This is a genomic window from Vibrio sp. TBV020 (genome assembly GCF_046056895.1).
Classification (GTDB): Bacteria; Pseudomonadota; Gammaproteobacteria; order Enterobacterales; family Vibrionaceae; genus Vibrio.
Window position 1 is genome coordinate 3044686 of the sequence record NZ_JBEEAQ010000003.1, and the last position, 16244, is coordinate 3060929.

Here is a 16244-nt window from a genome sequence, read left to right on the forward strand (position 1 = left end):
TGAGTATTGTGCCAATTAAACCACTTGGTTGGGACAAAAAAATTACGCTCAATCAAACAAGTGATTGAGCGTAATATTTTATAAAGTTAGATTTATAGGCGTTCTTCTAGCCATGGTTGTACAGACTGAATCGCATCAGGTAGCGCTGCTACATCAGTACCACCTGCTTGAGCCATGTCTGGACGACCACCGCCTTTACCACCAACTTGCTCAGCAACCATCTTAACTAGGTCACCCGCTTTAACTTTGCCGATAAGATCTTTCGTTACACCTGCAATCAGGCCAATCTTATCGTCGTTGATGTTAGCAAGTAGAATAACACCACTACCTACTTGGTTTTTGATGTCATCAACCATAGTACGTAGGTTCTTATTGTCGGCACCTTCTAGAGCAGCAATCAGTACTTTCGTACCGTTGATATCCTGAACTTTACCCATGATGTTTGCGCTTTCAGCCGCAGCCATCTTATCTTTCAGTTTTTGGATTTCTTTCTCTAGAGATTTCGCTTTTTGTGCAGACTCAACAAGCTTCTCTTCGTACTTAGCTTGTTGCTCCTCGATAGCATCTAACGCCGCTTCACCCGTCACCGCTTCGATACGACGAATACCTGCTGCGATACCACCTTCAGAAGTAATCTTGAATAGGCCAATATCACCAGTGCTCTCTGCGTGAATACCACCACAAAGCTCAGTTGAGAACTCACCCATAGACAGTACGCGAACTTCGTCGTCGTACTTTTCACCGAATAGAGCCATTGCACCTTTCTGCTTCGCAGACTCGATGTCCATGATGTTGGTTTCGATAGAGTGGTTACGACGAACCTGAGCGTTAACTAGACGCTCTACTTCTTTCAGTTCAGCAGGTGTTACTGCTTCTAGATGCGAGAAGTCGAAACGAAGGTTTTCAGGCTTAACAAGAGAACCTTTCTGCGCAACGTGCTCACCCAATACTTTACGTAATGCAGCATGTAAAAGGTGCGTTGCTGAGTGGTTTAATGAAACAGAAGCACGACGCTCTGCATCAACAATCGCTTCAACTTCATCGCCTTTCGCTAGTACGCCTTCAGCTAGAACACCATGGTGCGCAATTGCGTTACCTAACTTTTGAGTATCTTCAACTTTGAAAAGACCCGACTCTGTTTTAAGCACACCGGCATCACCACACTGACCACCTGATTCTGCGTAGAATGGCGTTTCACCAAGTACGATAATCGCTTTATCGCCAGCAGATAGAGATTCAGCCGCTTCACCTTCTACGAAGATTTCAGCTACATTGCTCTTACCTTCAGTACCTGTATAACCACAGAACTCAGAAGCTACTTCAGACTTAATTGTTGCGTTGTAATCAGTACCAAATTGGCCTGCTTCACGAGCACGTTGACGCTGCTCTTCCATCGCTTTCTCGAAACCAGCTTCGTCGATAGTGAAATCACGTTCACGAGCAACATCGTTAGTTAAATCAGCCGGGAAACCGTAAGTGTCGTAAAGCTTAAATACTGTTTCACCATCCAGCTCTTTGCCTTCAAGTACATCTAGTGCTTCGTTAAGGATAACCATGCCGCGCTCTAGTGTGCGACCAAAGTTTTCTTCTTCGATGCGAAGTACTTTTTCAACAACTGCTTGCTGCTTCTTAAGTTCGTCAGCTGCGCTGCCCATTACTTCAGCCAACACGCCCACAAGTTTGTGGAAGAATACGCCTTGTGCACCTAGTTTGTTACCGTGACGAACTGCACGACGGATAATACGACGTAGAACGTAACCGCGACCTTCGTTTGAAGGCATTACACCATCAGCGATTAGGAATGAACAAGAACGGATGTGATCAGCAATAACGCGTAGCGATTGGTTCGATAGATCTTCGTGACCAACGACCTCTGCTGTCGCTTTGATTAGCTTTTGGAATACATCGATTTCGTAGTTTGAGTGAACGCCTTGCATGATTGCAGAAATACGCTCAATACCCATACCTGTATCAACAGCAGGCTTAGGTAGAGCTTCCATCGTGCCATCAGCATGACGGTTGAACTGCATAAATACGTTGTTCCAGATCTCAATGAAACGGTCGCCATCTTCTTCAGGAGTACCCGGACGACCACCCCAAATGTGCTCACCATGATCGTAGAAGATTTCAGTACATGGACCACAAGGACCTGTGTCACCCATTGTCCAGAAGTTATCTGATTCGAACTTCTTACCACCTTCTTTGTCGCCAATGCGAACGATCTTGTCTGCAGGAACGCCTACTTTCTTGTTCCAGATCTCGAATGCTTCGTCATCTGTTTCATATACAGTAACCAGTAGTTTTTCTTCTGGTAGACCAAGTGTCTTAGTCAAGAACTCCCAAGCAAACGCAATTGCGTCTTCTTTGAAGTAATCACCGAAGCTGAAGTTACCTAGCATTTCGAAGAATGTGTGGTGACGAGCCGTGAAACCAACGTTTTCAAGGTCGTTATGTTTACCACCCGCACGTACACAACGCTGAGCCGTAGTTGCTCGTGTGTAGGCACGCTTTTCGGCGCCTAAAAAGCAATCTTTAAATTGGTTCATACCTGCGTTTGTGAATAGCAGGGTTGGATCGTTATGTGGAACCAACGATGAACTGTCTACGATTTGGTGTCCTTTGCTTTCAAAGAACTTAAGGAACGCGTTACGAACCTCATCAGTGCTCATGTACATGCAGCTCTTCCTGAAAATAGTCGAGTTAGAATTTTGCGCTATTGTAGATCATGGTTAACGCTACGACTAGTTTTCTTGCATAAAAGAGCTTTTTGTATGAGGAATTGAAACTAAATAGCCAAATTGGCGAGAATTTTTAGCGTTAATCCTCATTTTCTGTGCTGAGTGCATAGCTGATTTGCTCAAAGCTATAGCCTCGATATTGCAAGAACCGGACTTGTTTCGCGTACTCTTTTTGGTCTTTAGCCTTAATTCCCTTAAATTTCTTTTCCGCAGCACTTTTTGCTAACTCAAACCAGTCCTGTGGTTCTTCTTCCATCGCTTTTTCGATCATGGATTCAGGCACACGTTTTTGGTTCAACTCTTGTCTAATACGTCTTTCCCCATGTCCTTTATAAACATGTTGGCGAATTTGGCTTTTGGCATAACGCAGATCATCCAAATAATTATGGTCTAGGCAAAAGTTCACCGCTTCTTGAATGGCATCCTCTTCATACCCTTTTAGGCTCAGTTTCTGGTATAGCTCGTATTCACCATGATCTCGGCGACTTAGCAATTGAATAGCGGCTTCTTTGCTCGATAATGTCGGTGGCTTTCTTTGGAACATCTGAAATAAATATCTAAATTCTAAATACAACAAAGCCCCGCACATAGGCAGGGCTTAGATAATTAGTAATGAGCTAGCTTATAGCTCTTGCTCTGGCATTTCGCCTAGCTCAGCATCGTCTGGTTGAATTTCAGCTGGTGAAAGTAACATTTCACGTAGTTTAGCATCGATAGCTTGAGCAGCTTGCGGGTTCTCACGTAGGAACTTACCAGCGTTCGCTTTACCTTGACCGATCTTGTCGCCATTGTAGCTGTACCAAGCACCTGCTTTTTCAACTAGCTTGTGCTTAACACCTAGGTCAATTAGTTCACCTTCACGGTTAAAGCCTGCGCCATATAGGATTTGAGTTTCTGCTTGCTTAAATGGTGCAGCAATCTTGTTCTTAACTACCTTGATGCGAGTTTCGTTACCAACAACTTCGTCACCTTCTTTGATAGAACCAGTACGGCGAATATCAAGGCGAACAGATGCGTAGAACTTAAGTGCGTTACCACCTGTTGTTGTTTCTGGGTTACCAAACATTACACCAATCTTCATACGAATCTGGTTAATGAAGATACACATACAGTTAGACTGCTTTAGGTTACCTGTTAGCTTACGCATTGCTTGAGAAAGCATACGAGCTTGTAAATTTTATCGGAAAACAAAAACGATAAGTTAAGACCAACAAATCAAAATTTTCTATATATATCTTAGCTTTACATAGGTAAAATGCAACATACCTCAGCCAAAAACACATTTTCATGTATAAGGTAAGTGTACGAGTAATCTATAAGGCAAGAACTCTAAGTGGATAATGAAGAATACATAAAAAATGGTATACATACCTATACAGTCTTAAGTGAAAGTTATGCATTTAAGATGAATAAAAATTTAGTTAAAATTTTTTCTGGAAAAAGCGAAAGCTATAAGTCGAGGGGGATTCGCGTCATCAACAATTTCTTTGAGTTCTGTTTCGAAAACGAACTTGCAATCAAAGGTGGAGCTGATGTCGCGGTTTGCTTTTCCGCGTGGAATGAGCAGTTTATTGAGAATGAGCTAAAAGATAAAAGTCCTAATACCGTAATTTCAGAAGTCAGAGCGCTGTGGCTAGCTCTCAGGAAACTCAGCTCTAACTCCGTAAAAGGTCTACCGAGCGGCTCTCCAATCCCCAAACCTCGACGTATCTCAAGGGATGTCTTTACCAACATTGAAAACGAAAAGTCTAAATTACTTGGTGACTTAAACCTTTCAAAAGAAGTAAGAAATGAGAGCGTCACCCTTACACTTGAAACAGATCCAGATACTTTTATAAAACACCTTGTCGATACAATGATCGATAACCGTGATGTTATTTACAACATCTCTAAACAGTATTTAGAAGATGCAATCCAAAGATTGAATTTTGGTAATGAAGCGAAGAAGAAAGTTGGTGCTGAAAAGTTTTGGGAAAATGACGATCTGCTGCACCCAACGCAAACTGCCTATAAATCTGGTCAGAAATTAAGTTTATTTTCTGACTACTTAAGCGACGGCGAATGCGGCTATACAAACCTAATTGCCTATATCGCACACTGCCAAAACGGTCTTATAAATCGTAATTTTGTCGGCGGTAATAACAGTTTATATAGATTCACAAGAAACCAACATGAACTGCGTGAACACTTTGGTATTTCGAGCATTTCTGCCGTTGCTGCTTGTAATATTATAATAATTGAAAGTGGAATTAACGTTGATTCACTACGTAATCTGAAACTTACAAGCTTCGCTAGTATGAGTGACTTTTTTGAAGTAGTCGGTGATGGTGGGTTTCGGATCAAATACCATAAAGCTCGTGCCAAAGCCAATATATCTCGAAAACTAGACCATGCAGTAGCGACTCCATATATTCAAAAAGCCTTTAATTATCTTGTAGATGCCACAGCCCACCATCGTTCTTTGGTTGATGGTTCAGATACGAAAAGCTTGTTTCTTTACCACTCACCTACTCAAACAGGCCTTGTAGCTCCAATGTCATCACTCCCATTCAAGTGGGGTTTTAAAAATTTACTTCGAAACGCTAATGATTACCTAGAGAAAAACCCAGATTGGTGCGAGGGAGTCTCACAAGCTGATATAGATGAAGTATTGAAATATGAACCAAATGCAAAAAAATTGAGAGCTACAGAAGGAGTGATACGTTGGTTCAACTCAGGTGGAGACCCTAGGGTTGCAGCGAAATACTTAGGCAACTCAGAGGTCGTCGCGCTTAATAACTACATACCCGAGCCAATACGAATCGCTGTGTACAATCAAAAAGTTCGCCGTTTTCAAAATGTACTTATTGCTGCTGCGACTGACACTGAGCCGTTTCAAATCGCCGCACTTAATTTAAAAGATGAGGGAGAGTTAAATAAATACCTAGGTCTATTAGACAAACGTGTACCGCATTGGAGGACTGTAGTGAGTCAAATTGCAAGCATGGAGTCTCGACCATCGTCTTCCGATACTACTCAAAAGATCACTCTTAGCATCTGCCCCGAAAATATTGCAGTAATAAAAGCGTGTTATGAGCTTTCTCTTAACGGAGACGTCAGTGATAACATAAAAGAACTGTCAGTCCTCTACTTGCCCCTGAAAGCTTGGATTAATGAAAATGCCAGCAGAGGGCTGAAACGGATTGCACAAAAAGGGGAGCGGCTATATGAACGAACTGATTTTAAGAGCATGAAAATAACTAAAGCGAGAGCGTGAAGATGGGTTTAATTAATATAAGAAATTTAAAGTTACTCGAAGGCGCCGATTGGTCTTTCCTCTCCGACGATATATCTGAGTGGAGATTTTCATGGCTATTGAGCGATTTCCCTGACTCCAAATGGCTAATTGACAACGGTAGTGAAACACCTACACCAATTCCATTTGACGCTCACATCCCAAACTCTGAATGTAATTTAGCAGACCCTAAATTTTTAAAGGTTGTAAATACAATAAAAAAAATACTGTGCATGAGTCGCTCTGGTCACCTTGCTTTAGAGCAAGGTGAATCTGTTGTAACTAGAGCATCCAGCATGCGAGATCAGGCAGTATCATTAAAAACTCTAGCTCTATTTTTGATTAAGGTGTATGGCGAAGATAATGTTGCTGAACATGGATTCAACCTGCTTACCAAGGCAGATGTAGAGCAATTCCATCTCGACATCGCTATCGGTCGAGCAGACAAAGCTATTGGCTTTATTGATGAGGTTTTTACAAAACTAGGAACACTCAGCCAAGAAGAGATTGAAGATGCACTCCTGATCAGTAGCCTCAAAGAAGACCAAAGAGACGGCATTTCTATTACTAAATTTCTAGAAAATATCTCCATTAAAAAATCAAAAATTACAGACTTCACTCGCAAATTAATTGTAAATCAACTCACAGAATTATTCCCAACATTGACATTGGCGTTGACTGGCAAAAAGCGTCGAAACAAGCATACAGAGTTCCCCAATGCTTGTCCCAGCAAAGATGACTCGGATGATCTATGCATTGGTAAAACAACATTTGACAGCTTGACTTCTGCCCCAAAGCTACTCGCAAATTACGCGACCTACTTACCTGAATTAACAGAGTATCATTGCCCCGAAGTTAAAATCACTGAAGCATTCGAAGGTAAGTACATTAAGGCAAAATCACGTACCCCGAACATTCCATCGGACATAGCCCTATATTATTTGAATGCCGCAATTTCACTTGTGATTCAATATGGTGAAAGCATTGTTGATACTAAAAGAGATTGCGAAGAGCAGCTAATGCGTATTCACCAAGAGAACCCAAAGTACCGAAGAGATTATATTTTTGAAGACAGGTGTCCCGAGAAAGTAGTCATTCCTAATAATGATTTTACAAATTACTACAACGTTACGCGATACAACGAGCTGGGTTCTGGTGCTACGCCCCATGATCGCAGAAACAATGTCACAGTCCTACAAGCATACAGAATGCTAGTGGCTGCATCATATATTCTCATTCATACATTTTGTATTAAACGATACTCCGAAGTTCTTGAGCTTAAAGAATCCCACTTAATAAATGAGGGGTTATGGGGAGGAAGCGAACTACATTTTGGTATTCGAAAGGCCGATCCAACAGATAAGTCTAATTTAGTAACTGGTAGACCTGTGCCTAATGTTGTAGCTGATGCCGTTACTCTACTGGCCGAATCAAACCTCCATTACTATGATGAAGATGAATCTCCTTTTATCTTCGCGTCAAAGTACACCTCTAATGGTTGTGGTGAACCACCGAAAAACAAAAAAATGTCACGAGATATGCTTATCAACCTACTCTGTGAATTCGGCGACTTTATAGAAGTTCCCACTATGATGGTAAATAGAGTAAAATCAAGGTTTTACATAACGAGAACACATGTACTTCGACGTTTTGGCGCAAAGGCGTATTACTCCCTTTCAAATTTAGAAGACTTCCCCGCACTATCTTGGCTTATGGGTCACCGAAGCACAGAAGAAACATGGCACTATCTGCTTGAAGAAGTTGGCAATGAAGAGTTAACGGAAGAGCGAGCGTTTGCCGTTCTTGATGCACTTTACAACAAAGATATCAACACATCGCAAGTGGAATCTGCGATTACGGCTAAAACTAAAAAGTTATTTAACAACTTATCAAACGAGTCGGTTCAGCAGTTTATACAGGTTCGGATAGCTGACGGAGCAACCATTCATCAGTATACAACAGAGGATGGTGAGGTCATCTTATACATGGAGGGTTTAGATGAGAAAACCGGTGAATAATAAAAAAGAAATTTCGGTAAATCATATTAGTGTGCAAGCACGTAGCGATACTATTACACAGGTGAAGTTGCGTATTGAGATGCTAAATGAATTTATTCGTAACGGTGTTCCAGAAGGGTTCGTGGCACACAAATCAATGAATGCTCTTCTTGAATACGAGGACAGTGAACGAGGGATCAAGAGGAGAACATACCCAGCTGTCTATGCCAAAAAAGGGGTTAAGGTTGTTGACATCGATCCTCAATTCACTGGTAGTCCAAATACTGTTGTAGATTGCAAAGATTACCTAAGAAAAAAAATTGCATTTTTGAAAGATGAGGTTAATCCCACTACGAAGAAGGCTTCTTCAAAGAAGTCGAGTTCGAAGATTAAAAGCAAAGCGGAACTTAATGCAATTATCAAACAGCAATCAGAAATTGTCGCGTCCCTCGCACGAGAGGTGTTAACCCTAAGATCGGAAAATCTGCATTTAGCATCTCTTCTGAAAGAGCGTGACGTAAGTGGCCGCTCATTAAAAGGTTATTATGAGAAGCACCACCAGAGCCTGCTCAAAGACAGGAAAGCAATAGTTCCTGATGTCAAAAGTGTAATCGATAACTTAGAGCAGATTGCGGATGAGCTTGGTGATGTAACTGTTGAGAGTAACGTTTTTTCTTTCTCTGCTAAAGGGAAGTAATTGTGATCCGTGACTTGAAGCTCGACGTTAAACAAGCTATTTCCGATGCTAACGGCGAAGCAATAGATGCTTCAATCTTCTTTTACAGGAATGGCGATATCAACTGGTTTGCTACCGACTTCCTAATATCAAAAGATGTTAGCCCGTCTTCCAAAAGTACAGTTAAGGGCTTTATTGAACTCTTTCTAGAGTATCTAGATGAATATGAAAATTGGAAAGGTGAGGGAATCCAAGGGCAATCCATTCCTATAGGATCTGTAACTGATGAGCACATTTATGACTATGTAAAATACTTGGAAGAGAAGTTTGGACTTGAACGTAATGTTATCGCTGCACGGCTAAAAGCAGCACTCAAGTTTCTGAAATTTATTCAGGATACCTATAAGCTGGATTACACCCTTCTGGCAATAGCAGATAAATCGACGAATGGACTCGATTCTGAAGTGAAAGAAGGACAGGTTAATGCTGAGTGGCGCAACAATAGATATAATAAAACATACCTTCACCACAATGCGATACCCCATACAGAGACTTATCCGTCGAGATATCCGATCACGGAAGCGGCAATAGAGAGCCTCTATGACGATCTAGATAAATTGGAAGAGTCAGGTGATGTATATGCATTTGAGCTTTTGTCTGTTTTGCTTGAACTACTTGAGGCAACAGGTGCTCGCGTCAGTGAGATAGCTACAATTGATACACACACAATTGAGTTATTGCGAACGCAAACGAACGCAGCGATTAGAGGCGTCAAAATAGACGTTGAAGAGATCATACGCCTAAACCAACTAACCCTCGACCGAAAAAGCCTTGCAGCAGCAGAAGCTATCTATAACAAGTCAAAAATATATCAAACCCAAGGGGAATTGACTTGGCTAAACCTCCGAACTACCAAGGGGGGAAATAAAGGTAAGGTTAGGATTGTTCCGATACCATTTGAGGTAGCTCAGAGAGTCGTAAAGTTCTACGATGAATACATCGTCACAGAAAACGACCGTCTAGGTAAAGGGTTACCACCCGTAAACCGCATCGAATTCAATAAGTTGTTTATTCAACCAAACTCCCACGACCCCATGACTGGTGAAATGATTTCAAGTTATTTCTATGAGATTTTCACAAGAAAATATAAGAGCCAGTATAAACGTCATCCTCACCTATTCAGGCACCGCTATATCACACTGTTAGTCTATCAAGAATTAAAGTCGCAAAAGGCCAGTAAGGGTTCACATGAGCTTGCTAAAATTATTTTGAAACGCATAACGTTGCTTACTGGGCATGTGAGTGTCGGTAACATGATGCATTACGTATCTATTGCAATTGATTGGAGGGAAACTGAGGAAGAAAGGGAGTCTGGCTCGAATGGGCCATTTGATGATATAGCTCGCAAGCACCTCGTTGACAAACTTGGTGAAGATGCGGTTGTGGAGATGGAGAGAGAAATTCTAGCTAAGAAGGCTGTCGCTTCAATTGAGAGTATCATTTCGTATGATTAACTATGGCTGGATACACCATTAACTCTAGTTAGCTTTGGACTTCCCTATTACCTTAAGTTAAGCTCAAAATTAGCGCAATAACTGTGGTAATCAGGACAACTGTAATTGGAACAGCAATAGCCGCCACAACGTGCCAGCTTTCCCTTATTGCATTCAGTGTGGCTTGGCTCCAGTTGTTCGCGGCATATGCCCTAGCTTTATAGACGTCTGCTAAGATAAAACACCTCAAATCAAGGGCTGAAACAATGAAACTAAACGACGACCAAATTAAAATATTGTTACACCTAATCAAAAATGAAATGGATGGATTCTGCGGCGATCGAGGGTACGCAGAATTAGTACAAATCAAAGAAAATTTAGAAAAGCAATTAGCCAAGAGCGACGTTAACCATAAATGAGCCTCTGCTAGGGGATCTCCCACTCCAAGGGATCTTGATTAGTCGTCATTTTTAATTGAGTTTACGATGAGAATTCGAGCGTTACAGGCGTCGCTTTGGTATGACGTTTTCAAACAACATAAGCTAATCGTCGTCGATTGTAATATGCCCTTCGCGAACGAGTGAACAAAACCTCGAATAGTCATGTGAATAGACGTAAGTACGATGCGGAACTGTTGAGCCCGCCAAAAACTCCTCAAATGCTGCAAACGTCCGAGGTGGAAGTTGCGTCGGGTCGACAACTTTAAATACTACGTTCTCTAAATCAAATTGTTCCAACTGGGGAAGCTGTTTATCACACTCAGTTTGCATCATTATCCCTCGAAATTAATTCCAAGACCAGCAGCCCATCACACACGAACTACCCATACCTTTCCAACGTATCGTAACACATAAAAAACAACATAAAACTAGCTATTACAAGCATTCACCATTGAGTTATCTACTTGGTTTTTATCATTAAATGGAATTTGACTTAAAGAGTGTGATCGTCTGTCAATAACAATAAAACAGACTGAATTATTTTAAGTTTTCACTCTATCTTAGAGCCTGAAACGGCCGTCGATAAAGGTGAACAATATGACTACATTTTCTAGTTCGATAAGTAACTGTATTAAAGCTCTAAAAAACTCAAGTTATCCCAATGAAGACTTCCACTATGAAGACGAAATACTAGAGCACCTTCGTCTTGGATACCCTCAAACTTATCTAATTGAAGTTGCTCTGTACGGAGAGGAGCCTGAAACACTGATGCGAATAATCACAAAAGAAATAAAGCCGATCTCATATGAAGACGTAATATGCATTCGTAACATTGGGGTGCGCGAACGCTTTCGAAATCAAGGTTTCTTCTCTACATTTATGAATGAAATTGGGAAGCAGTTTCCCACACATCATTTGTGTATTTCCGAAATTAATAGCTCTTGGATTCAGCATTGGGTAACACATCAAGACAACTGGAAAATGACACCGATCTTGCTTAATACATTCTCTAAGAAGAACCCCTTTAAATTAGTTAACACAATGAGGAAACATTACGCTGTCAAACTCGCAGAAAGGTAAGTAGTTCTGACACAAGCCCAGTTTTTAGCCACTACAAAAAATGGCAGCACCATATGCCGCCATTCCTCTATCTAACCCATTACCTATACCATCCATCGGCCAGCACTTCTGCTTGCTCAAGAACAAGCTTAATGGCTTCTTCTGCCGCATCTGGTGGGTATTTCCAACGGCGAAGCAATCGACGAACAAGGTTACGCATACGGGCACGAACACTTTCTCGTTTTTGCCAATCAACCGTCGCAGATTTACGCAATTGTTGAGTTAGCTCAATAGCAAGTTTTCGCAGGTTGTCGTCACCAAGCGCACGAACAGAAGCTTCGTTTTCAACTAATGCACGGTAAAACGCAATTTCATCCTTAGATAGATTGAGTTCATCCATCATTTCGGCATCGGCTTGCATTTCTTTTGCCCATTGGATCAGCTCTTCAATAACTTGGGCCGTTTCAATGTTGCGGTTGTGGTACTTTTGAAGCGTCGTCATGATACGGTCAGAGTATTTTTTCTCCTGAACGACATCATTCTTCATTCGAGCTTTAACCTCATCGCGGAGCAGCTTTTCTAGTAGCTCCACAGCAAGGTTCTTCTCTTTCACGTTCTTCACGTCCTCTAAGAACTCTTCGGACAACAGCCCAATATTAGGCTTATCAAGGCCAACCATAGAGAAAATATCATCCACACCATCAGCAACGACAGCGTTATCTAATATCTGTTTCAGAGCGGTGTTACGCTCTTCATCAGTACGCTTTTTATCAACCGTAGAATGCTTAATGAAAGCCGTTTTTATCGCTGAGTAAAAGGCGATTTCATTCTTATAACCACTGGTTTCATCCATGGTATTGCATAAGGAGAAAGCCTTAGTTAACGCAGCCATCACATCAAGGAAACGACGTTTCCCATCTCTAACTTCTTTGCCATTCCCATCTACATGAGATAACCCCGATAGGTGATTCACGGCTCCGGGTAGTAATCGAAGGGCATCGGTTTCAAAGTCAGGTCGATAGTTGAAGGGATCACCATCAACGGGTGTGGCGAACATGCCTCGAATGATATCAACCTTTTCCATCAACACCGCAAAGGCTTCTGCTGTGTCTACAGTTGGCTGACCTTTACCCTGACTGTTAGTATAAGTCTTAAGGGCATTTTTCAACTCGTTAGCAATACCGATATAATCCACCACTAAACCGCCCGGTTTATCCTTAAATACTCGGTTCACGCGAGCAATCGCCTGCATCAAATTGTGGCCTCTCATAGGCTTGTCGATGTACATCGTGTGACAACACGGAGCATCAAAACCTGTCAACCACATATCACGCACAATGACCAGTTGAAGCTCGTCCTCGGTATCTTTGTAACGCTTTTCAAACAGCTTCTTAGTCTTCTTATCATGAATATGAGGCTGCATCTTTTCCTTATCTGATGCACTGCCGGTCATAACAATTTTGATTGATCCTTTTTCAGGATCGTCGTGATGCCACTCCGGCTTTATCGCCACAATCGCATTGTACAGATCCACACAGATCTCACGGCTCATTGCGACAACCATCGCCTTGCCGGGGAGTGTTGCGGTGCGAGTGGTAAAATGCGTCACAAAATCTTGAGCGACTTGTTCAATACGAGGCTGGGCTCCGACAAGTTTTTCTAGAGCTGCCCACTGCGATTTTATTTTTTCACGGTCAGCGGTCTCTTCGTCTTCTCCGATTTCCTCTTCTACATCATCATTAAGTTCTTCTATTTTGTCTTGATTAATATCGAGCTTCGCCAGACGTGATTCATAATAAATAGGCACAGTCGCGCCATCGTCGACCGCATCTTGAATATCGTAGATTGATACGTACTCGCCAAATACACCGCGAGTATCTTTGTCATCCATCGCGATAGGCGTCCCTGTAAAGCCGATAAACGAGGCGTTAGGTAAAGCATCACGTAGATACTTGGAATAGCCGTAAACGTACTTGTGGGCTTTTACAGCGCCATTTTCGCCCTTGACTTCAACAAGTTTAGACTTATTACCATACTGGCTTCGGTGCGCTTCATCAGACACCACCACAATGTTCGCTCGCTCAGATAAAACAGGATGCTTAGTTTCATCGGCCAACAGAGCGAATTTTTGGATAGTGGTAAAAACAATGCCACCAGATTGGCGATTTAACAGTAAATCTCGTAACGCATCACGATCATCGGCTTGCTGTGGGATCTGTTTTAATGTCTCTTGCGCCATACCGAAGGTATTGTAGAGCTGACCATCAAGATCATTTCGGTCAGTTACAACAACAATTGTTGGGTTGTTCATAGTCGGTTGCTGAAGCAATTTGCTTGCGTAGCACACCATTGAAATACTCTTGCCGCTTCCTTGAGTATGCCAAACTACCCCTGCTTTGCCGCTTCCGGGTTTAATTTTGTCTAACCATTTTGTCGCTTGAACCTGTCCTTTACCAACATAGCTGGCAACATTGTCTGCCACCATCGGTAAGTCGGCATCAAGTTGTTTCGCTTTTACTGTTGCTTCGACAGCGGCACGAACCGCATGGAATTGGTGATAACCAGCGATCTTTTTAATGATCTTGTCATTGTCGGTTTCAAATAAAATAAAGTAGCGGATGTAGTCCAATAGGAGCTCAGGTTTAAAGAAACCACGCACCATTGTCTCTAATTGGAACTCCAGCAGCGGTTTATCATCTTCACCAGATACCGTCTTCCAAGGTAAGAAACGTTCTTTATTGGCGGTGAGCGAGCCAACACGAGCTGTCCAACCATCACTAATGACTAAGGCTTCGTTGAACGCAAACAACTCACCAATTTCATCTTTGTAGGTCTGTAACTGGTTGTAGGCATTCCAAATGTCAGCATGTTCATCCGCTGGGTTCTTTAGCTCTACAACTGAGATAGGAAGACCGTTAATAAACACCACCACATCTGGGCGACGATTGCCTTTAGTACCTGTGATGGTGAACTGATTAACCACCAAAAACTCATTGTTATCTGAATTAGTGAAATCCATCAAACGGGCATGGGTGTGCTTTGGGGTTGGCTGACCATCTTCAATGACGGTGTATTCAACGGGCACCCCCTCAATCAATAGCTTATGGAATGCTCGGTTGTTTTTTATTAATACCGGAGTTTCAGGGGTGCTTACCGTGTTCACGACCTGATTGAGAGTCTCTTCCGGCAGTTCAGGGTTTAGGATCTCTAACTGATTAAGCAAACGTTTTTTGAGCACCACTTGATGATAGTCATCACGCTCTGGAGTGTCGCCATCTGGTGCGATGTCGTAGCCATTTTTGTATAGGTAGCCTTGGTCTGTAAACCAGTCAAGACAGAGCTGCTCTAGTTGGTCTTCTGTGATCACATTGAATCCTTACAACTTAAACGCTGCATTTCTTCACAAAAGCCGATGAATGCCTCGTTTTTAATAAATAGGTTCTGCAATTGCATCATTTCAGCAATAAACACTTCTTGTTGTTGATCTAACGTTTGCACTCCTTGGACAAAGCTCGTCAAATCACGATAGACAATAAGAGGATGCCATGGGTTGAGTTTATGTTTAGATTCCGTTCTATCACTCAACTTCCAATTGGCTGGTAATTTAGCCTTAATATCACGGACTAGAAGATCATAATGACCCTCTGACTTAAATTTGGATTGAACGCTTTTGTCTACACTTAAGACCAAAGCTGCTACTGGACCATTCTCAAGTAAGTCATCTACTTGATGATCATGTCCATCGATAATAAATCCACAGAATAAACCGGGAGTCCAACCACTTTCATCATTTGTTGAATGTATAGAAGAAAACTCTAAGCCAATCCGCCCGAAAGCGTCGTAACGCCCACGAGCACTTCTATGTATTGGTGGCGATTTAAATTTGACCTTATTGTTTTCGAAGCACGCCGGCCATAATTGGTGTACTGAACGTCTGACAATTTCGTAAAGCTGCTTATCAATATTTTTGACGTCATTGTAATAAGCTATCGCTAAAGGATTTAATGGGGTTGAGTTAACCAGCCCATTGCTTTTCAATAAATTGACAAACTCAATGCGCAACCAGCTTTCTTTATCATTATCAACTGCAATATCTTCGATTAACTTAGCAACTTCATACCAACACAATGCGATGTCCGGTGACTGGCGATGCTGTGCAGAATGAGCGGTAACAAGTACAATCAGAAATGGTTTATCTAAGGTGGTAGTGCCAAATTTCCGGTAATTACTCAATTGATTATGATGTAATTCCGACCAAACCTTGTGCTCAAAAATTAAGCAAAAATCTTCATTATCAGAACTCCACAGTAAGTCTGGGTACTTACCACCGAAGTTAACTTGTGTTTCAAGGTCAGTAGAGGAAAGCAACCCAGCTATCTCTACTTGATACTGTGATGATTTCTCTGCTAATAACTCTAAATATGCTTTTCTTACATGCTCGTCATACTTAAGTAACCAAGCAAAGGCTTCAGTAATAAAGTTCTCTATTGGTGACGTTTGATGACTAGCCGCATATTTACTGACGTTGACAAGTAAACTTTCCATTCATTGATTCCGTTTTTATGCC

Annotated in this window: 10 protein-coding genes and 1 pseudogene; 5 read left to right on the forward strand and 6 right to left on the reverse strand. The window is 41.8% G+C overall.

Going from position 1 to position 16244, the window contains the following annotated elements:
• Window positions 1-92 precede the first annotated feature (92 nt).
• The 3 genes and pseudogenes from alaS to recA form a co-directional block, all read right to left on the reverse strand.
• The gene (alaS, locus tag AAFX28_RS21960) at window positions 93-2675 is read right to left on the reverse strand and encodes an alanine--tRNA ligase (protein WP_408690652.1); all 2583 of its coding nucleotides are present in this window, start codon (window positions 2673-2675) and stop codon (window positions 93-95) included.
• Between the two features lie 142 nt (window positions 2676-2817).
• Window positions 2818-3282: a recombination regulator RecX gene (gene recX, locus AAFX28_RS21965; protein ID WP_408690653.1), complete on the reverse strand. Its 465-nt coding sequence runs from the start codon at window positions 3280-3282 to the stop codon at window positions 2818-2820.
• Window positions 3283-3360: 78 nt separating this feature from the next.
• Window positions 3361-3912, reverse strand: a pseudogene (gene recA / locus AAFX28_RS21970) (recombinase RecA); the annotation flags it as partial.
• Window positions 3913-4071: 159 nt separating this feature from the next.
• Between recA and AAFX28_RS21975 the strand changes: the two are divergent.
• The 4 genes from AAFX28_RS21975 to AAFX28_RS21990 are packed head-to-tail and all read left to right on the forward strand — an operon-like array spanning window position 4072 to window position 10199.
• Window positions 4072-5994, forward strand: coding sequence for a hypothetical protein (locus tag AAFX28_RS21975; RefSeq protein WP_408690654.1), 1923 nt, complete (start codon window positions 4072-4074; stop codon window positions 5992-5994).
• A gap of 2 nt (window positions 5995-5996) precedes the next feature.
• The gene (locus AAFX28_RS21980) at window positions 5997-8030 is read left to right on the forward strand and encodes a hypothetical protein (RefSeq protein WP_408690655.1); all 2034 of its coding nucleotides are present in this window, start codon (window positions 5997-5999) and stop codon (window positions 8028-8030) included.
• Window positions 8011-8706, forward strand: coding sequence for a hypothetical protein (locus tag AAFX28_RS21985; protein WP_408690656.1), 696 nt, complete (start codon window positions 8011-8013; stop codon window positions 8704-8706). The genes AAFX28_RS21980 and AAFX28_RS21985 overlap by 20 nt, the downstream gene beginning before the upstream one ends.
• 2 nt (window positions 8707-8708) lie before the next feature.
• The gene (locus tag AAFX28_RS21990) at window positions 8709-10199 is read left to right on the forward strand and encodes a hypothetical protein (RefSeq protein WP_408690657.1); all 1491 of its coding nucleotides are present in this window, start codon (window positions 8709-8711) and stop codon (window positions 10197-10199) included.
• Between the two features lie 521 nt (window positions 10200-10720).
• Here the strand turns inward: AAFX28_RS21990 and AAFX28_RS21995 are convergent.
• The gene (locus AAFX28_RS21995; RefSeq protein WP_408690925.1) at window positions 10721-10948 is read right to left on the reverse strand and encodes a hypothetical protein; all 228 of its coding nucleotides are present in this window, start codon (window positions 10946-10948) and stop codon (window positions 10721-10723) included.
• A gap of 267 nt (window positions 10949-11215) precedes the next feature.
• On the opposite strand from AAFX28_RS21995, the gene AAFX28_RS22000 reads away from it, so the two are divergent.
• Window positions 11216-11698: a hypothetical protein gene (locus AAFX28_RS22000; protein WP_408690658.1), complete on the forward strand. Its 483-nt coding sequence runs from the start codon at window positions 11216-11218 to the stop codon at window positions 11696-11698.
• 79 nt (window positions 11699-11777) lie between these two features.
• Here the strand turns inward: AAFX28_RS22000 and AAFX28_RS22005 are convergent, their stop codons facing one another.
• Both AAFX28_RS22005 and AAFX28_RS22010 read right to left on the reverse strand, forming a co-directional pair.
• Window positions 11778-15044, reverse strand: coding sequence for a type I restriction endonuclease subunit R (locus AAFX28_RS22005; protein ID WP_408690659.1), 3267 nt, complete (start codon window positions 15042-15044; stop codon window positions 11778-11780).
• On the reverse strand, window positions 15041-16222 hold the full coding sequence (locus tag AAFX28_RS22010; RefSeq protein ID WP_408690660.1) for a hypothetical protein: 1182 nt from the start codon (window positions 16220-16222) through the stop codon (window positions 15041-15043). Before AAFX28_RS22010 ends, AAFX28_RS22005 begins: the two co-directional genes overlap by 4 nt.
• Between the last annotated feature and the right edge of the window lie 22 nt (window positions 16223-16244).